Origin of the sequence: Aporhodopirellula aestuarii, assembly GCF_023701485.1 — a bacterium.
Classification (GTDB): Bacteria; Planctomycetota; Planctomycetia; order Pirellulales; family Pirellulaceae; genus Rhodopirellula; species Rhodopirellula aestuarii.
In genome coordinates this window covers 15622-35223 of the sequence record NZ_JAMQBK010000043.1, presented here as the reverse complement: position 1 = coordinate 35223, position 19602 = coordinate 15622, and the positions used below count along the sequence as shown (strand labels likewise).

Annotated in this window: 16 protein-coding genes; 9 read left to right on the top strand and 7 right to left on the bottom strand. The window is 57.3% G+C overall.

The features are described from left to right. Nucleotides 1-168: 168 nt before the first annotated feature. Nucleotides 169-2403, bottom strand: a complete 2235-nt coding sequence (locus tag NB063_RS16675) for an endo-1,4-beta-xylanase (RefSeq protein ID WP_250929881.1) — start codon at nt 2401-2403, stop codon at nt 169-171. 149 nt (nt 2404-2552) lie between these two features. Here NB063_RS16675 and NB063_RS16670 point away from each other — a divergent pair, with 149 nt between their 5' ends. Both NB063_RS16670 and NB063_RS16665 read left to right on the top strand, forming a co-directional pair. Continuing rightward, nucleotides 2553-4280 carry a hypothetical protein gene (locus NB063_RS16670; protein ID WP_250929880.1) on the top strand — a complete coding sequence of 576 codons (1728 nt, stop codon included), beginning with the start codon at nt 2553-2555 and terminating at the stop codon, nt 4278-4280. Further along, complete coding sequence (locus tag NB063_RS16665; protein ID WP_250929879.1) at nt 4277-4753, top strand: hypothetical protein; 477 nt, start codon at nt 4277-4279, stop codon at nt 4751-4753. Before NB063_RS16670 ends, NB063_RS16665 begins: the two co-directional genes overlap by 4 nt. 76 nt (nt 4754-4829) lie before the next feature. Here NB063_RS16665 and NB063_RS16660 read toward each other — a convergent pair whose 3' ends face one another. Further along, the gene (locus NB063_RS16660) at nt 4830-5393 is read right to left on the bottom strand and encodes a GNAT family N-acetyltransferase (protein WP_322975234.1); all 564 of its coding nucleotides are present in this window, start codon (nt 5391-5393) and stop codon (nt 4830-4832) included. A 193-nt stretch (nt 5394-5586) separates the two neighbouring features. Here NB063_RS16660 and miaA point away from each other — a divergent pair, with 193 nt between their 5' ends. Further along, entirely contained in the window at nt 5587-6771 is a 1185-nt protein-coding gene (miaA, locus tag NB063_RS16655) for a tRNA (adenosine(37)-N6)-dimethylallyltransferase MiaA (protein ID WP_250929877.1), read from the top strand. A 19-nt stretch (nt 6772-6790) separates the two neighbouring features. Here miaA and pdxH read toward each other — a convergent pair whose 3' ends face one another. Then, entirely contained in the window at nt 6791-7537 is a 747-nt protein-coding gene (gene pdxH / locus NB063_RS16650; RefSeq protein ID WP_250929876.1) for a pyridoxamine 5'-phosphate oxidase, read from the bottom strand. 253 nt (nt 7538-7790) lie between these two features. Here pdxH and NB063_RS16645 point away from each other — a divergent pair, with 253 nt between their 5' ends. Further along, nucleotides 7791-8564, top strand: coding sequence for a YqgE/AlgH family protein (locus NB063_RS16645; RefSeq protein ID WP_250929875.1), 774 nt, complete (start codon nt 7791-7793; stop codon nt 8562-8564). 51 nt (nt 8565-8615) lie between these two features. Next, entirely contained in the window at nt 8616-9023 is a 408-nt protein-coding gene (locus NB063_RS16640) for a cold shock domain-containing protein (RefSeq protein ID WP_250929874.1), read from the top strand. A gap of 34 nt (nt 9024-9057) precedes the next feature. On the opposite strand, the gene NB063_RS16635 is transcribed toward NB063_RS16640, so the two are convergent. Further along, on the bottom strand, nt 9058-9318 hold the full coding sequence (locus tag NB063_RS16635) for a hypothetical protein (protein WP_250929873.1): 261 nt from the start codon (nt 9316-9318) through the stop codon (nt 9058-9060). 160 nt (nt 9319-9478) lie between these two features. Between NB063_RS16635 and NB063_RS16630 the strand changes: the two genes are divergently transcribed. Together NB063_RS16630 and NB063_RS16625 are read left to right on the top strand one after the other, a co-directional pair. Further along, nucleotides 9479-9856 carry a hypothetical protein gene (locus NB063_RS16630; protein ID WP_250929872.1) on the top strand — a complete coding sequence of 126 codons (378 nt, stop codon included), beginning with the start codon at nt 9479-9481 and terminating at the stop codon, nt 9854-9856. Continuing rightward, complete coding sequence (locus tag NB063_RS16625) at nt 9840-10646, top strand: RluA family pseudouridine synthase (protein WP_250929871.1); 807 nt, start codon at nt 9840-9842, stop codon at nt 10644-10646. Before NB063_RS16630 ends, NB063_RS16625 begins: the two co-directional genes overlap by 17 nt. 58 nt (nt 10647-10704) lie before the next feature. On the opposite strand, the gene NB063_RS16620 is transcribed toward NB063_RS16625, so the two are convergent. Further along, complete coding sequence (locus tag NB063_RS16620; protein WP_250929870.1) at nt 10705-11982, bottom strand: competence/damage-inducible protein A; 1278 nt, start codon at nt 11980-11982, stop codon at nt 10705-10707. A gap of 125 nt (nt 11983-12107) precedes the next feature. Between NB063_RS16620 and eboE the strand changes: the two genes are divergently transcribed. Together eboE and NB063_RS16610 are read left to right on the top strand one after the other, a co-directional pair. Then, nucleotides 12108-13397, top strand: a complete 1290-nt coding sequence (eboE, locus tag NB063_RS16615) for a metabolite traffic protein EboE (RefSeq protein WP_250929869.1) — start codon at nt 12108-12110, stop codon at nt 13395-13397. Between the two features lie 99 nt (nt 13398-13496). Beyond that, nucleotides 13497-14243 (top strand): pyridoxine 5'-phosphate synthase, encoded by a 747-nt coding sequence (locus tag NB063_RS16610; protein ID WP_250929868.1) that lies wholly within the window; start codon nt 13497-13499, stop codon nt 14241-14243. Here the strand turns inward: NB063_RS16610 and NB063_RS16605 are convergent. Beyond that, the gene (locus tag NB063_RS16605; RefSeq protein ID WP_250929867.1) at nt 14220-17465 is read right to left on the bottom strand and encodes an efflux RND transporter permease subunit; all 3246 of its coding nucleotides are present in this window, start codon (nt 17463-17465) and stop codon (nt 14220-14222) included. The genes NB063_RS16610 and NB063_RS16605 overlap by 24 nt on opposite strands. Beyond that, entirely contained in the window at nt 17462-19579 is a 2118-nt protein-coding gene (locus NB063_RS16600; RefSeq protein ID WP_250929866.1) for an efflux RND transporter periplasmic adaptor subunit, read from the bottom strand. Before NB063_RS16600 ends, NB063_RS16605 begins: the two co-directional genes overlap by 4 nt. Nucleotides 19580-19602: the final 23 nt, after the last annotated feature.

Sequence of the window (19602 nt, the reverse complement as noted above, 5' to 3'; positions counted from 1 at the left end):
TCCCCGGTAAACGAATGATTGTGCGGGTTGTATCAACCTTACCCGATCTCGAATTTCCTCGCCTCCAAGTGTCCATAAGCGAATAACGCCGAAAGGGTAGGTAAATCACTCAAAACACGCCGGACCGGCTGCCTGCGATCACCCCGACGACACCCGCGTGAATTGGATTTATTGAGTTATCAGGTCGAATTCGGTCCGATCGCGAGAAACCGTGATTCGCCAAGTTTGCTGCACATGCCCCTCAGAATTGAGGCACTGGACATCGTAATTTCCCCGCCGAAGTGTCGATTCGCAGTGGCGCATTTGTGTCCCAGCGTCAGGAGCTGGAAGACGCAAATCGTGCCAGCCGCGATCGACGTGGTCCAAGAAAACCTGACCGTTGGGACGTAGATTCCAGCCTTTGTCGATCATCGCGGCTCCTTCTTCGCTTCGCCAGTGTTCGCCTTCCCAAAAGCCCCAAACGGTTGTCGAGGTCACCGCATCGTCGGCGGCAAGGAGGTCGAGAAAATCACGCGTGAAGTCCGCCTGTGTCTGCGAGTCAATCGAATCGTTGTCGACATCGAATTCGGTGACGTGAAGTTGCAATCCGAGCTTTGCGAAACGCTGAAGCGTCGACCGGATGCTCGCAATCGCCGGTAACTGATCGCTCTTAAAATGACATTGGAATCCCACACCATCGATCGGTACTTGCGCCTCTAGAAACGACTGCAGCAAACGGGACAGTGGATCTGCGTTGGGATGCCCAGGACGGCTCAACACTTGATCCTCGTTAACAAAAAACTGCGTCTTCGGATTCGCGAGCGTTCGAGCTTCACGAATGGCAGCACGCAAAAACTCCCATCCGGTGATCTCCCACATTCGATCATGCAAGATCGGATGATTGAGCACATCCCACTGCGCGATGATCGGGTCTGGCGTTCCAGGAATATTTCCCGAAAGAGCGACGAGTGCGTTTTCGCGAAGATGAGCCGCGATTCGTCGTCGCATCTCCGTCATCGCGACATTCTTCCCGTAACGTCGGGACGCCAGCGTCTTTTGATAGTCCGTCCACAAATCGGGAGGCGACGGCCATTTAATCGGATCGCCCCAAAAGACGCTGTGCCCTCTCAGCGTCAGTCCGTTTTCGATCGCCCAGACGGCCGTTTCAATCGCCCGTTTGGGGTTTTGCTCCCAGGCAGCCCATTGCTGTGAGTTCTCATCCGTCACGCGATCAAAGTTTTTTTTGACGAATGCTTGGTATCGGTGCGCGTCCTCTGTCGACGAATATTTTCCCGTCGTAGGAGCGACCCAGTTCGCATTCACCGCCGTGCCGATTTCATACTCGGCTTTGACCAACCGCAATCGGTAACGGCTAGCCGGGTCATGATCCTTGTCTAGCCGAAACTGCACCCGCTGGCATCGCACGCGTTGGGTCTGTTCTGCCAGACCATCACGCCATCGCGCGTCCACGCGGCGTCCATCGTAGGTGTGAATCGGTTCTGGCAGATGCGGCGGCGGTGTTCGGCCAAAGTTCCAGAACTGCAACCCACCAATCTCGAGATTCTGCTTTCCGTAGCCCAGCCGGATGCTGAGCGATGATTCGCCGCCCGGCAAGAGTTCGGTCACGGTGGTTCGCATCAAAATGGGTTTCCATTCTGATCCAACCCAATAAACCTTCTCGCTGCCATTGTAGGGCGGGCGATCGTGTTGCAAACGGACGGTGAACTTCCCGCTCGCGTTGCTACCTGAATCACTGGTCGCTCGCGCAAACAAATTGACGAGTATTTCGTCACCCACCCCAACCGTGTTCTCGAGCGGCCACCGGAGTGCGACTTCCCATGGATTACCCTCGTGATCCACGCGGACGGCTTCGGCCGTCGCGAACGGGAGCTCGTCCTCAAAGACGGCAATTCGTTGTTGCGACGATGGTTTCCCCACCCACTCGGCCGCTCGCGAAGATTGCTCAAACAACAGTGTTTCGCCCCGGATTTCACGTGCGATTTCGCCCGCGATGGTAACGGTAACCGATCGACGACTTGGTGCTTCGAGGCGATATGCCTCGTTGTCAGGCAGCAAACTCAGGACGACCGTCTCGGCATCCTCGCTTTGGTCATCGCTGATCGGATGCACCGCAATCCGATGAACCTTTTCTCCCCCAGCAAACCGGATCTCCCGTGGAATGTATTCGTAATCAAGTCCGTTTTCCGCCGTACCCTCGATCTTTAAATTCACCGTGAGAGGCTGCGTGGCGTCTCCACTGCGCAGCACCGCGACACAGCCATCGAACGAAAAACCTTTTACTTCATGCGTTTGGCTGGCTTCGGCGCACAAGGTAACGACCGGCAGTTCGCCGGCGCCGACGTGGCCGATGGTCGCAACTCCCCACATCCCCATGGTGAGAAGTGCGATCAGGAAAACGTGCATCGCGAGGCGTCCGGGTGCGGGTTATGTGGATAAAGACGGCCATGCCGACGGGTTGAACTCAACGCGACTGGATTCCCCAAACAGGTGGCAGATGGTAGCCAGAAGCCAACCTACGGTTCACTATCGACGCAACCAATCAGAACCAATTCGTGGTACCCACCAAGACCATGTCGCTCGAAACCACTTACCGTATTCTAGCCGTATCAACCCGCCCCGAGTCCGTCGATGTCCTCGCAAGTGGCATTGCTGGCGGTGACGCTGAAACGCGTCAACGCTGCTTCCGGACGCTCGCGATTCGACCGTGCCACCGATCTCACGAATTGCTGATTGAAAATTGGACGAAGTATCGTGACGAGATCGTGGAAGCAACCACCACGCACCGCGAGCGGTTCGCCGCAACAGTCGTCACCGAACTCGAAACCGAACTGATCCATGGCAAAACTGCCGACGCGGAAGCTGGCATCGAACGAGCGAAAGTGTTGACGCAAATCGTGTCGGCACTCGCGATCCGCGAGGCCATGCCGCAGTTGATCGATGCGGCCTGGAAAAACACTTCGCATGTCGTTCGTGAATACTGCGTTGATACCGTCCTGGTGCTCTCCAACACGTGGGGCAAGCATGCCCGGCGCCAATATGCCGGTCAACGCACTGATCCGAATGTTGAACGATCGCGACTCGCGTTAACCGCCCACTTGCTGGACTGCGCCAAGAACTTTCAAAAACACAGAAACGAACAACTTCTCGATGCGTTCTTGGTGCTGAGCACGTGGAACGATCCCGCCCTGCGCAGTTGCCTCGAGAACGAAAGTCCCTGCCGCACGTTGATATTGCGTCGACTTCGAAGCAGTCGTCTGCAAGCGGTCATGGAACTGCTCGCCGGATTCATCCGCCGACGAACGATTCCGGAGTGTGTCCTCGGTCTGATGCTGCAACGTTGCGACGCGATGTACTGCGAAACCCTGCTTGAGGTCATCTCGCCCGAACCGCTTCCCGTGACGCTCGCCAACCTCAAAGAATTCGGTTTACCCGACTGCCTGCGTGGAGGCGTGTCGCTACTGCGGACGCTGGGAACCGATCGAGATTCGGCGATCGCGCATGCCTACACCATGGCAATGCAGCACGCCCCCGAAACAATCGCGGTGCTGCTCGAGATCCTCGAACGGCATCGTGTTCCGACCGCCAATAGCGAACACGCATGCGATTCAGTCTCGATTTGCTTGAGCCGCTGCGAGGTGCCAAAATTGGACTATTGGTTACAAGCCGTTCACAGCGAACGGATCGACGCGATGCTGCAACCCTCTGCTGATGAAAATCCCAACACCGCGTCAGGTGCCGTCGCATCCGATGAAACTACCGCAGACACAACCGATGCCGCGCAAGGATTTTCCCTTTCGGAATCGTTTGAGGATCGTGCCGCTGAAGTGTGCCTGCGACTGATCCGCTGGGCCCAATCGTCCAACGCACGTTTTGCAAAACCGGCCAAGCGGTTATTGGGTGAATTGAACATCAACAACATGTTGCCACTGTTTCCGACCCTCAGTACCGATGTGCGATTGAGGATCGGCAGGATGCTGATGCAGATCGATTCGAGCACGCTCGATGTTGTTCGCGACGGACTGCGTCATGCCGTCATGCGTCGCCGACTCGAAGCGATCGAATTTGCCCAAACGCTCGGTCTCGTCGAGTTGATGATCGAACCATTCAAAATGATCGTCCACACCGATCATCAGCGAGCGAGATTGGCCGCCGCGGAAGCACTGGGCACGGCCACTTGTGACTCATCCGCAAACCTGCTGAAAGAACTCACAACATCACCCCTCGGCTCGCTTCGGGATGCGGCCAAAGAATCATTATCTCGGCGAGGAATCGCAGTATGAACATGTGCCATGTGACTCTCCATCCGATCTGCCAAAACCTCATCGACGCCCTGAGCGTCGGCGGTTTGCTGCTAGCGGAAACTCGGCAAAGTGAACTCGCACCTGAGTTTCGCGAACTCGCACCGACCGGTTCGTTTCCTTGGTGGGTGATCGCCGCCGTGCTGCTGCTCCTGGTCGTCGCGTTCGCCGCATATTGGACAATCGCACAACTCCGCGTTCCGGCTATTCCGATATCCGATGACTTGACTTTGGAACTCTGCCGCGCCCATCGCATCGGGCTGCAACAGCGAGTGGTCCTCGATCACGTTGCCCGGATGGCGAAACTCGGCAGAACCGCCGAACTATTTCTGTCGCCCGCCACATTTGATCAAGCGATCGATCGAGCCAATCGGGCCAAGCGTTTGCGTGGCGGTCAGCGAGAGTCGTTGCTCATGGTCCGGCGATTGATCTTTAGCAATTCGCCGCAGGCCTGACGCGGACTCGAACAAACGTCGATGTCGCACGACGTCACCGTTCGTCGGGTGAACACGTCACGCACCGGGAACCGGATCAGCCAACAATTTCACAGGCTTTGTAGACCACCTTGGCGCGGCGAAATCCGACTTGTTCATACAATCGGATCGCTCCCGTGTTCGCGGTCGTGACTTCCAAGTGCATTTTGTCGAGACCTGCGGCTTGGAATCCAGCGGCGGCACGGACCAGCAACAGGCGTCCCAAGCCACGGCCGCGGTGTTCCGTAATGACCCCGAGGTTCTGGATCGCCCCCCAACCCTCCTGCTCGATCCCTTGGACCGTTCCGACCGGCATTCCCCGCCCCCCAGGCCGATCGTGGTAACGTAGCAACCAGGTCGCTCCCGGCACAAAGGCGGCCCTCGACGTGATCTCGCGCATCAGACGCAAACATCCGTCACGGCGTCCCAAACAGGGAAACACGTCGGCATCAATCTCGCGGCAAAAGCTGTGGTATTTCGCTTGGGCGTGCTCGCGAATCAAACCGTTGTCATATCCGACTAATTGGTATCCCGACCCGGCGAGAGATTCATGGTTCCATTCGGCGCGGAAACCGCGCAGATTCAATTCCATTCGGTATCGGCGAAAATAGGTCATGCCCATTGAAGTCGGATCCAGAAGGAGATTGATACGGGGGGGCCAAAAGCACCTGGGGTGGGTCACTCGGTGCGAAGACTGACACGTGTCGATTTGCACCAGGATGCCGCGTCAACACCCTTTCCCTAAGGCTGCCGCTGCACGACACTTCATTCTACCACATCAGCGACACCCGTTTGGACTTTCTTTTTTTGCTTCCATGACGCCCGAACTTTCGCCCGAACGAGATTCTCTTGATTGCTTTCCCGCCCTCCTCGACCGAGTGTTGGTACTGACCGGTCCGACCGCATCGGGAAAAACACAGCTCGCTTTGCGGGTCGCTGAGGCTTTGACAGATCGATCGGTTACGCGGGATGAAACGGCACCGAAAGCTCTCGCAAAGACGGCCGGTCCTTCGATCGAAATCATCTCGCTCGATTCAATCGCCGTCTATCGCCAGATGGACATTGGCACCGCCAAACCTTCCGCTGAGGAACAGCGACGGGTCGTTCATCATCTCATCGATGTCGTGCAGCCGGACCACGAATACAGTGTCGCGGAGTACCTCACCGCCGCCCATCGCTGCGTCGAAGAAATTTGGGCACGGGGCAACCGGCCGATGTTCGTCGGCGGCACGCCGATGTACCTCAAGGCGATCTTGCGTGGGTTCGATCCTGGACCGCCCGCCGATGAAACGTTTCGCAGTTCCGTAATGGAAGACGTGAAGCGATACGGCATCGAAGCGTTGCGTCAAAGGCTTCAACAGGTCGACCCGCTCTCGGCAGCCCGCATCGACGCTAGCGACGTGCGGCGAATGATCCGCGCCCTCGAATTCGCCCGACACGTCGGCACACCGATCAGCCACCGGCAACACCAATTCGATGTCGAACGTTCACCCGAAGAAGGATTGGTTTTCACTTTACAAACCCCACGCGCGGTTCTGCACCGGAGAATCGCAGCACGAGTCGAACGCATGTTCGCCGCCGGATTGGTCGACGAGATCAGGCGACTCAAACAGAACTTCGCCGAGCTTTCGAAAACAGCACGCACCGCGGTCGGCTATCGCGAGGTCCTCGAGAGCTCCGAGTTCGCCCAGTGGCAATCGCTCCCGGACAATGAACCAAAGCTCACCGAGCCCGATTGGAGCGTGGTGGCCGAACAGATTTTATTTCATACTCGACGATTGGCACGCCGCCAAGAAACTTGGTTCCGCTCATTCGGTGAGATGCGCGGCATCGCCACCCACACACCCGCAGAGTCCGCCAAAGCGAATGGTGTCCCAACCGATGACAAAAAAGCCGGTCGTGACGCGAGCGTGGAAATGACCGCACGGCCGATCGAACAACTCGTTGACGAAATGACCAACGTGATCGTCAACCATCCGATATGGAAACAAGCACGGTAACCGCATCACGCGCAAAACATCACGGTGACAACCGCGATATTTTCCAAGGCGTTCCCGGTGGCTGATCGAGTGGGCGTTGATAAACAATCCGGTCGTGGAGACGACTCGCCCGGCCTTGCCAAAATTCAATTTGCGTCGGCGTGACCGCGAACCCGCCCCAATTGTCAGGCAGTGGAATCGTGGTGCCTTCGGGGTACTGTTTCGCCAAATCCTCCATCCGTGATTCCAAGAACTCTCGCGACTCGATCACCGATGATTGCGTGCTCGCGTGAGCCCCGAGTTGGCTCTCACGTGGTCGCGAATGAAAATACGTTTCCGAACGTTGCCGCGAAATCCGCTCGGCCCGGCCTGCGATCAAGACCTGACGTTGCAGATGAGGCCAGAAGAAACAGAGACTCACGACCGGGTTGACGGCGATCTGTTCGCTCTTGATCGAATCGTAATTCGTGAAGAACACGAACTGGGCCTGCTCAACGCCCTTGAGCAACACGATTCGGCTCGAGACGACTCCCTCCGGGGTGGCCGTCGCCAACGTCATCGCGTTGGGTTCGAACCAGGGTGGGATCCCGGATGGCGTTGCATCTTCGGCTTCCGCGGCCGCCTGATCGGCGGTGGCTTGGTGCCCGGCCGCTTCGTTAAACCAGTGATGAAACTGAACCATCGGGTCCGGATCGACGTCCTTTTCTAATAGGCCGCCGAGTGTGTAATTTCTTCTCATTTGGTCGATTCGACCGGCGGGGACCTTGTCTCCGTTGGATCCATTCATTGCTCTACGCTTGTTGGGGAAGTGCCCGTTCGGGCCGAATTCGGGCGGCTTTGGCGCGCCGCTTGCCATATATAGGAAATAGTTCTTCCGTGTCTGCCAAGGTGGCATGGTCCAGGACGCCTTTCGCTCATGGCGGCCATCAGACGAACCGGCAAAAACACGCGTAGAAAACGGGTTTGTAGCCGTGTGTTTTTGCGGTTTGAAAACCTAGCGACTGTTGTTGTCAGCCGTGTCCCCGTTTGGAAAAGTTGTAATGCGAAATTCACAGGTGGGCGATCTGTTGGTCGCATCCACAGACGTAGATGGCACGATTTTGAATCGAGGTGTGTGTCTGCTCGTTTATGAAGATGAGCAGACAGCGATCGGCTTGATGCTTAATCGTCCACTCCACCTTGCTCCGATCGCCATCAAAGCGACCGGGGAACCGGCGAGTAATGCGCCCTCGTCTCCCCCCGCCAGTGAATCGGCCCCGGTCTCGGCTTCGCATCGTTTGGCCCATCTGCTGGACCAAGACGAAGCCGCCGAGAGCGAGTTCTGTTACCAAGATGACGCGACTGCGGAAGCTGAGGCAGTCATCCGCGAGGGCGATGCGCCCCAGCAACCATTCGTTGCGTTGGTGGGCCCCTCCGCCGACAGCGATGCGGGCAAACTGCTCCTCGGAAAGTCGCTCCACTTCGGCGGTCCGCTCTCCGGCCCCATCGTCGCCGTCCACGGTGCTCCCGAATTGGGCGAAGCGGAAGCCGGTGAAGGGATCTTTGTCGCCGCCCAACGAGACCATTTGGAAGCGTTGATGCAAGCTGGACAGCCACACCCGTACCGGTTGATCGTCGGTCATCTCGGTTGGACGCAACAACAATTGTCCGATGAGATCGCCGCCGGCGTCTGGCATCGCATCCCTGCAAAAGCCGACATTCTCTCGACCGCCGACGAATGGCTATGGCCGAAACTGATCCGTTCGGCGACGGCGAGCAGCGTGTCACGTTGGTTAGGCGTAGAACACGTTGCCGACTCTCACCAACTGAACTAAGATCTTTGGCTTGCCCAATCCAGCCTCTGACTCATTTCTGCGAAGTCTCTCGTGTCCGATCGTCCGCTATCTGGTTTCTCATCGAAACGCCGTCGAGACGACGAGGACCAACCTGAAAAGCCGTTTCGGATCCAAAAGAAACGGCTAGGTGAGATCAAATTCATCCGCGAGGACAACGAATTCGGATTCATCCGCGCCGAAGATTTTCGTGAAGACGTGTTTTTTCACAAAATGGCCTGGGAATCCGACCCGCGAATCGTCCCGCAGATCGAGATGTACGTCGAATTCGAACTCGACGACGATCATTATGAAGCGACTAAAAAGCTGCGAGCGAAAGTAGTCCGCCCGACTCACCGACCGGCTGGGCGAAAACTCAAAGCGAGCGACTCGCCGTACGAAATTGTCTTCCACCACCCGCGTGCGCGGCGGAAACGCCCGACTTGGCGTGACGACCAGTAAGCGATGTTGATATCACTCGATCTGGTTCGTTATCTTATTTGAATTCTTGCTCAAAGGCTGCGAAGTCGTCGGCCGGCTCGCCACCGGCGGCGTCAAACTCAACGACTTCCTCGAACGCCTGCGGCTCTTCGATGACATCGCCATCTTCGTCCATCGGCATCGCTTCATTGAATCCACCACCCTCGGCCAATTGAGGATCGGATGGTTTCTTGCCGCGATTGCCCATCACGTGTGCGATGATGACGGAAAGAATGACCCCGACGAGAAAGACGACCCAACAGATGAAGTAGATCATGTGGAAACGGTGATTCAGCTAAGGTGAAAGGCTTCGGAAAGACCGGAAATATAGTCTACTCTAAATCGGATGACACGCCTCAACAAATCAGAACCGTAGCGTCCCCCCGCCGCTGAGGGTACAACACAAGCTCGCGTACTTACGAAACCTGGATAGACAGATGACGTCGAAACACCATTATCAACCTGGCGATTGGGTGATCTACCGCAAGCAAAAAAGCAGTACGAGCCCTGGGCCGCGGGCGGAAAACATCCACGCGGCACCCCGGGGAAACCTGTACCGCTACACCGTTGAGAAATTCTGGGTCATCGATTCGGTCGGCGATGACGGCACCCTGCTGCTCCGCACCCGACGCGGAAAACGTCACCAAGTCGCTGCCGACGATCCCCTACTTCACAAAGCCCGATTTTGGGAACGATGGATCCACAGCAACCGCTTCGAGTTGATCGCAAACTCACCGGCGGACGATAACGCTGGCTCGCAATCGAGCGACGCTGACACGACCCCTAGCAGCAGTAACGATGCCACCTCTGCCTAATCGATTGGACGAATCGGTTGAATCGCATCTCGACGTCGTTTACGAAGACAACCATCTGCTCGTCGTGAATAAACCCGCCGGGCTGGCTACCATGGGCGACGGCGATCGCGTCACACTGCACTCTCTCGCAGCGGCCTATCTCAAGCAAAAATACAACAAACCGCATGGCGTTTACGTCGGCATCGTTAGCCGCCTCGATTCGGTAACCTCCGGCGTCATTGTGCTCGCCCGGACCAGCAAAGCGGCCGCGAGACTGAACTCGCAATTCTCCCAACACGCCGCCCACTTGGAAAACCAGAGTGGCAAGAAAGTAGTCGCACCGACGTCGATTCGCAAAACGTACCTTGCCGTCGCACGCCCCGAACCGAACCGTGCGGCGCCGTTGGCCCCCGAGGGCCGGCTCGATGACCTAATCTACAAAGATGACCAAGCACACCGGATGCGAGCAACTCGCACGCACCAAGCGGGTGCGAAACCGGCTTCGCTGATCTATCAAACGCTGACGGTGGGTGATGACCGAAACGTGATCGCCGTGGCGCCACTGACCGGTCGCAAACACCAAATCCGCGTTCAACTCGCCGCCCGTGGCTGGCCGATCGTCGGCGACCGAAAATACGGCAGCCAAACGGCGTGGCAATCCGGCATCGCTCTGCACAGCTTTCGGCTAACGATCGAACACCCGACGAAGCGTGAAATGATGACGTTCGAATGCCCGCCACCGCCCTCGTGGAACAACGTCCGGTCGCGTGAGTTGAACGCCCAACTCAAATCACTCCACTGGCTTTCCTGAAACAGGTCACAGTTCAGCGATCGACGACGCGATTGATCACGCACAACACGTCGCCCCTCTAGGCCGCGAACTCTTTTAGCTGTGCCCTTAGAAACATTAACGCCGACTTCGCAATTCGCGGATGCACGATACTGGGATGCCCTCCCAATCGACTGTCCGTTGAACTCACATTGCCTTGTGGATCACACACGGTAAACGTGACTGGTGCCGCGGGCATGACACCGTTCATAGGTGCGTTGAGGTCGGGATAGCCATCAACCATCAGAATCCAGTCGGCGTTGAATCGCTCCCTAACAACTTTGAAACACTCGCTTTGACGATTGTCCGCTCCCGACGTCTCGACACTTTGCGCTGTCACCCCTTGGCCCGCGAATCGCAACAGATCATCGCTACCGACGAGCGATAACCCGCCGGCCAACACCGGTGAATCACCAAGCGCAGCGAACCAATCGCCCAGCGGCGCGGCGTAACCAAGCTCGATCACAACCAAACGCCGTTCTTGCTCTCGGAGCATCGCTTCGACGGCGTCATGTTGTTCGAAACCTTCACCGTCGCCGAAGTAAAGATCGCCGACACGTTCGAGAATCTCCTGACGCGTCGACGCGATCATTTTTTCACACTCGTCTACGCTGTCAGCCATCGCGCTGATCCGCAGCGAAATCGTCGCCGAACTGACCGTGATACCAACACGCGGCTGACGCGCACGATCGATCATGTCCCCGAGTCGTTCTTCCATATCGCTTTCGCCGATACCGAAAAACTTCATCACGCTGTGGCGGATGTGGCGTCCCCCGTGGTTGAGCGAGAGGATCGCTGGAGCGACCGAGTTGTCAAACATCGTTTTCATCTCATCGGGCACCCCCGGCAGTGCAAAGATGTGTGACTCTGTTCCGTCCGCCCGCGTCGCGGCAACCTCGACACCAGGGGCCGTTCCCTGTGGGTTCACGATCGGCGTCGCCCCGATCGGGAACATCGCCTGACACCGATTGCGTTCGGGCATGTCACGCCCACGCTTGGAGAACATGGATTCGATATGTTTCAGAGAGGCTTCGTCGAGTTGCAGGGGACGTCCGAGGGCCTCGGCGATCGCTTCGCGAGTCAGATCATCCCGGGTCGGCCCGAGCCCACCTGTCGCGACAACGATGTCCGCACGCCGGACGGCGATCCGAAACGCATCCGTGTTATGTGACAACGTATCGCCCACGGTGCTGTGGTAGTGCACATCAACGCCCAACTCTGCCAACCTGCGACTCAACCAAGCGGTGTTGGTATCGATCCGGGCTCCGCTAATCATTTCGTCACCGATGGCGATGATTTCAGCGTTTAGGTGAGACATAGGGAATCCACGCAGAAAGGAAAAATGATGGCGGGGCGACAAGTCAGCCTCGGCAGCTTACCCTTTACCACTCGCTGCCGAACAGGTCGGAGGCACGAATCACCACTTCGCCAACCAATTCATCCATGCCATCTGCACCTCGCTCCCATTGGACACTGGGTTACTGCACGAACATCCATCCAGGAATTGAAGTTGACGCGATTTGCGATAACCTCAAATCAGTCTCCGCCGAAGTCGCCCGTCGCCGCGCCAAGTCCACCGGACCATTGGGAATCGGACTGTGGATCCCTTCGGTAGCCTCGGTCGCACTGCGTCGTCACGGCATGCCGCCGTTGGAAAACGCGATCAAGAAAAACAAACTGCTCGCGTACACCATCAACGGATTCCCATTCGACGATTTTCACGGCGACCGCGTCAAGCACGCTGTCTATCAGCCGACGTGGTGGCAGGACGAACGCGTCGTCTACACACGCGATCTAGCCAAAATTCTTGGCGAACTGCTCCCCGAAGACGTGACGACGGGCACGATCAGCACCCTGCCGCTGGGCTGGCCCCGCCAGATCGACGAACTCGAATCCACCGAGACGGAAACGATCTGGCGAGATGTCAGCGAAGACGAACTACTTCACGCCGGCACCAACCTCCGCCGCTTGGCCGAAGACCTGCGGATGCTCGAGAACCGGACCGGCAAACGGATCATCGTCGCGATCGAACCCGAACCGGGCTGCCTGCTCCAACGATCCGAAGAGATCGTCAAATGGTTCAAAAAAGAACTCCCCGACCCGACGCACCGTCGCTACATCGGCGTTTGCCACGATGTTTGTCATTCGGCGGTAATGATGGAGGACCAACGCGAAACGCTGCAACGCTACGCCGATGCAGGGATTGTGTTGGGCAAAGTCCAAATCAGTAGCGCGATCGTCGCCGATTGGAAAAACATCGAACCTTCCGACCACCAGGCTGTCCTGGATCAATTGCGCGGATTTGCTGAAGACCGCTACCTCCATCAAACCGGACGCCTTACCGCAAACGGGAAGTTCGAATTATCACAAGACCTACCAGAATTGCTCGACAGCGTTTCTTCGACTCCGATTACCGATCAACGCTGGTTGATCCATTTTCACGTCCCCGTCTTTCTTGAGAAGTTCGGACAATTGACCACCACGCGTGATCAAATCAACGAAGCCCTCGATGCGGTCGAGCAACTCGCCACTCCCCTGCCCAAAGGCTCACGATCGAACCGCGCTGTGCTGGAGTTCACCGGCCACCTCGAAGTCGAGACCTATGCTTGGTCGGTCCTCCCCAACTCCGAAAGGACCGGCGCACTCGCCATCGACGACTCGATGTCACGCAACGAAGCGATGGCCCGAGACATCGCGTATGAGATCGACTATGTCGATGGGCTATTGAAATAGTTATTTTAGAGGTGAACGCAGGCAAACAGGTTTCAGGTCGTTCGCCTGCCGTTGCCCTGCAACCTGTCCCCACAGCCAATACCTAGCCCCACCAAAACCATGCCCTCTTTCATCTCCTTAGGTGTTAATGTTGATCACGTTGCGACCGTGCGTCAGGCGCGTCGCACAACCGAACCGGATCCGGTAATCGCAGCCGCATTGGCCGAACAAGGCGGCGCCGATGGAATCACGTTTCACTTGCGGGAAGACCGACGCCACATCCAAGACCGTGACGTCGAACTGTTCATGGAAACGGTCCGCGTCAGCACCAATTTCGAACTCGCGTGTGCCGATGAAGTCCTCGGCATCTGCTGTCGACTCAAACCCGACTGGGCGTTGCTCGTTCCCGAAAGCCGCGAAGAGGTCACGACGGAGGGCGGGCTGGACGTCGCATCCGACCGAGGCCGCGTCAGTGATGCGGTCAAACGAATCGCCGACGCCGGGATCCAAACGAGTCTCTTTCTTGATCCCGATCCACGACAGATCGAAGCCGCGGCCAAACTAGGTGTCCAAGCGGTGGAGCTGCATACCGGCCCGTACGCGGTGGCTTCGCGTGAGCAAGCGGCCACGGAACTTGAACGCCTACGAACCGTTGGCCGGCAAATCACTGAAGCCGGTATGCGGTTGCACGCCGGCCACGGATTGACCTACGCCAACGTTCGCCCGGTTGCAGCCATCGAAGGCATGCGTGAACTCAACATCGGCCATAGCATCGTCAGCCGCGCCGTGATGGTGGGAATGAAGGAAGCCGTCGCGGAAATGCGCCGACTTCTCGACTCCGCATTACTCCTGAATCTCCACAAATGAAATGTTGAATGCTTGCAACACCACCAGGTAGAGCATGTAGAGCACCGGCACCAACAACAGGACCAAGACGGTAGACACCATCAGGCCGAACGCCAGACTCGTTGCCATCGGAATCAACAGCTGCGCCTGAAACGACTTCTCCATCAACAATGGCACGAGTCCAGCGATCGTTGTCAAACTGGTCAACATGATCGGCCGGAAACGACGTTGGCCCGACTGCAACAACGCTTCGAGCGGTGGTTCGCCGGCGCGAACGCGTGAATTGATGAAGTCGATCAACACGATCGAGTCGTTCACCACAACGCCCGCCAACGCGACCAATCCAAACATGCTGAACAGGGTCAACGGCAGATCCAACACCGCGTGCCCCCACACCGCTCCGATCATACCGAACGGGATGATCGCCAAAATTAAAAGCGGCTGGGCGTAACTACGGAACTGCAACACCAAGAGCACAAACATGCAAAGGATGGCGACCGCAAATCCGACCAACAAACTGCCCACCGATTCACGACTCTGTTCCTGTTGCCCTTCCCAGCGGATCGAGACGCTGGGATACATCCGTGCGAACTCAGGCAGATAATCCCGTTTGAGTTCACCGATAATCAAATCCGCATTCGCAGTCGTTTCGTCGAGGTCCGCCGATATCGTGATACTGCGTTGTTGATCGACACGGTTGATTTCTGAGAACCCGCGTTTGAGATCAATCTCCGCGAGTTCACCGATCGGCCGCATCGTGCCGTTATTGTCGCTGACCCGAATCTCTCGAAAATTGACCAACGACGCGCGTTCGTCTTTGGGATACCGGACCATCAACTTGACCTCATGGCGGCCCCGTTGCAGACGCATCACTTCGGCTCCGTAGTACGTGTTACGTACCGTCTGCCCCAGATCCGTTGGCGTCACTCCGGTCGAAAGCGCACTGTCTTTCACGCGGAATTGGAACTCCCATTTCCCCGGCGTATTGTCATCGGAGATGTCATACACGCCGGCAAATTTTTCGACTCGCGTCTTCATCGTCTCGGTCGCTTCGAGCAACTCATCGATGTGCTCACTTGAGGCGAGCAGTTTGAATTCGATGGGTTTCCCGCCGGGCCCAGTGCCAACGCTGCCAAAGGTCATCTTCTCAACACCGGGAACTTCGCCGACTTCGCGTCGCCAACGGTTGATCAACTCATCGCTGTGCACACCGCGGATTTCGGTGCCGTGCAGTTCCGCGAAAATCTGCCCCGCGTTACTGCCGCTGTTGTTCTGTCCGCCCATCGGCCCCTGGGTATTGGCAATCGCGCCGACCTCACGGTAGGCCAACCGCACCGGACCGACGTAGCTGCCTTGTGCCGGTGGGTAGATCGCCTCAATTGGACGGCCTTCTTCCGCGGCACGCTCTTCGGCGATCTGACGGCTGACTTTTGCCAACGCAGTTTCCATCCGCCGCGTCGCCATGTCGGTGGCCGCCGCGGGCGTCCCATTGGGAAACACAACAGTCGCCTGCAGATAGTTATTATCCGTTTTTGGAAACAACACGCTCTGCACGATGCCACCACGAACCATCCCAAAAGTACCAACCAACATCCCAACGGCGATCGCGATCGGCAACACCGGGTTACGCAAACAAAAGTTCAACGTCGGAACATAGATATGTTCGGCGAACCACTCCATCGCATCGCTCGCGTGCGAGTTTACCCACAAGAGCAACAACATGAACGGACGCAGCGGATAAGTCAGGATCGCGGCAAAACGAAAGAACCCGGCGTGGGAGTGAGCCAAGTGACACGGAAGCACAAACGTGCTCTCCAGCAGCGACACGATCAACATCGCGATCACCGCAAAGGGGATCACCGCCATGAATTTGCCCATCACGCCCGAAACAAAAAACATCGGCGAAAATGCGATCACGGTCGTCGCGATCGACGCTGTCACACTAGGCAACACCTCTGTCGCACCGTCCACCGCCGAATCCATGAGCGTTTTGCCCATCTGCCGGTGAGCGTAGATATTTTCGCCGATCACGATCGCATCGTCCACCACGATGCCGAGTGCGATCAAGAACGAAAACAACGACAACATGTTGAGCGTTTGGTCGCCGTAGGACAGCGCCGCACCCGCACCCATGATCGAAATCGGAATCCCCAACGCCACCCAGAACGCCAAACGCACTTCCAGAAAAAGCGCCAACACCAAGAACACCAGTGCCAAACCCTGGGCACCGTTGCGGAGCAGCAACGACATCCGGTCACGCACGTCCACGCTCGTATCGCCCCACAGAACAAGACGATATCCAGACGGCAACTCCGCTTTCTCCGCATACCCCCGCACGTCGTCAACCAACGCGAGCAAATCTTCGCTCTTGGTACGCTGCACGTTGATCACAAGCGCCGGCTCACCGTTGATCTCACCCACCGCGGTGACGTCTTCGAACTCGTCACGAACGACACCGAGATCACCAACCGTCAGGACCACGCCTCCGGGTTCGGTGATCAACGGAATGGTTTCGATTTCAGGCCCGACGCGGCCCTTATTCTTCGCCCGCAGCAGAATCTCCTGCCCCTGCGATTTCAGTTGCCCACCCGGCAACTCAATATTGTGTGCACGGATGATGCCGGCGACGCGGTCCAAGGTCAGCCCATACGAACGCAATGTCGCTTCGGGGATTTCCACATCAATCTGATAATCACGCGTGCCCATCAGTTCGGCGACCGAAACACTCGGCAACAGCAGCATCTCCGCTCGCACCCGCTCGGTCACGTCACGCAGCGCGAGTTCGCCACGACGCGAACGGTCATTCGGACCGATGACGCCGACGCGGATCGCCGTATCGCGAAACGTGATTTGTTCCACGCTCGCATCCTCGGCGAGATCGGGAAAACTCGGGATGCGGTCGACTTCGCGGTCAATCTCCGACATCACCTTCTGCACGTCTTCGACATCCGAACGCAATTCAGCGAGAACATACCCCGTGCCTTCGAGGGCGATCGAAGTGACCTTCTTAATCCCATCGATCGAACGAATCGCTTCTTCAATTTTTTGACAGATCGCCTCTTCGGCGTCCTGCGGCGTCGCACCGGGATACGGCACCGAGATCATCACGACCTCGAGTTCGAATTCAGGAAAGACCTCCCGCCGCATCGTCATAAACGCGCCGGCACCGATCAACACCAGTGCCAACATCACCACGTTCATACCGGGCGCGTTGTGGATCGCCCACGCGATGGCTTGTCTCATCGACTCACCCCCGTCACGGCATTGTTCAATTTGTCAGCCGCAGCAGCGGCCTCCCTGTTCGCTCCCGATCCGGACGACGTTCCGTTTTTATCGTCCGACACGACCGCCGGGCCTTGGAGAGTCAACTCTGCGAGTTCACCCGATGCCGATTTGACTTCACCGACCACTTCCGATGACGCACGAACGGGAAACACATCGCTACGTAAATTGCCGACTGGCGACACCACGACAAACGAACCTTGGACGAGCGTGTTGTCTGGCACCTCACAAATCCACCATTGCCCCGAGCCGTCGTCTTCTTCGTCGGAGTCCCCGGCGACCATTGCCGAATTGAACTCTTCTGTTGAAATAAATTTATCAACCGGGCGAATCCCTTGACGAATCACCAGGTTCCCGGGAATCCAAGCACTTGCGTCGAAGTGCGCCAACGGATCGGTGTCCGGTCGCTCCTTCGCTTCCACATCGGCTTCGGATCCTTCAGCTTCCGGTGCATCGGTTGGTTCAGCTGTGTTCGGTTGCGGACCGATTGCAACCGTCTCACTCGCGGAAGTTTTTGTCACCTCGGTGTCGCCTTGCTGCTCGCCACTGGACTCTTCGCCCGGCGACTCTTCCTCCGGTGCTGCAATCGAAACGTCTAATACGCTCGCATCGGGAACGAATTGCCAAATTCGATTTCCGGGCTTGAGTGCCTCACTGGGCAGCACAACTAGCTCAACGGCCGGGTCAATTTCCAATCTCAACTTGACAAACATACCTCGCACCAAAGCGGTTGGGCCGGCGACCACGTCCGACGCGTTGAGTTTCTGAACCATCTTGCCATCGCGCATCACATGAAAGTCTTGAGGATCATCGACCACGATCCGCACCGGCACCGTCCGCGTTTGTTGGTCCAGCCCGATGCCGTCATAGCCGATCAAATTACCCGTCCACTGGTAGACCAATCCTTCACGGCCGGAGACGACATAGCTCACGACGACCGGCGTGGGTGGCAATCGATAGCCTCGGTCTTGTGAACCAGACGACGCCGGGTCGAGCGGATCCGATGAGCCGCTGCCAGTGCTGCGTTGATTGAGGACCCAGTAAAGCTGATCGATCCGCAGCTTCGCAGCCACTTCGACTTTGGACGTGTCTTCGATCGTCACGACCGGACTGCCACGAGCGACGAACGTGTTTATTTCCGCTTGCTCGCTGACAACCACGCCGGTGATCGGCGCGACGATTTCGGTTCGGCGCAGATTGTTTTCCGCCGCTTCAAGTTGCATCGCCGCCAAACGTTCAGCCGACTCCAATCGCGTTCGACGTTTTTGTGCAAGGTCGAGTTGGTTTTGATACAAGACCAGTTGCTGTTCCGCTGCCAACAAGGCCCGCCTGGCCTGATCCAATTCTCCTTGGCTGGCGAACTGATTCGGAAGCGCCTCTTGACGCTTCAGCTCGCGTCGTTGCAATTCGATGTCGGCGCGGGCGAGCTCCATCGAACGTTTCGTGTTGACCATTTCCTGATCGACTTCGCCGAGGGCCTCGTATTCCTGTTGCCGTTGGCGCTGCAGACGTTTGACCTCGAGCTCATAGTCGGTCGGATCGATTCGCATCAGCACCTGACCTTTGGTCACGTATTTCCCGGCTTCACACAGCGGGGATTTCTCAACGATCTGCCCGGCCACTTCCGTTGCCAAACTGACTTCGCGAAACGGAACAACCGTTCCATCGGCGCTCAAATGCAGTTTCTCGCCGGTGCTCTTAAGCGACCGGACGGGAACGACATCGACGGCAGGCAACGCAAACAACCGGCCGACGGGAGTATCGTCGATCGGCGGCCGCGCGGGCGATTCGACCGTGCCGAGATACCAGACGAGGCCAAAGGCGGCGGCCAGCAACGCGATCGGCACAAATAGATTGAACATCAACCACTTCGGCAAATTCCGAGTGGGATGAACCGGCAAGTCCGGATTGTGCACCTCAACCGGCGCCTCACCCGCAAGGCTCGCTTTCACAGCGTCGCCGTTCGCCGAAGATGACGAGTGTTTGGCGTCCTCGGGCAACCTCTTGTCCGATCCGCCATACGGTTTCCCGACCGCCGGTGAGGGTGATTGTTCTTCAGTCGATTCAATACTCATGACGACTCATTTCTTTTGTTTCT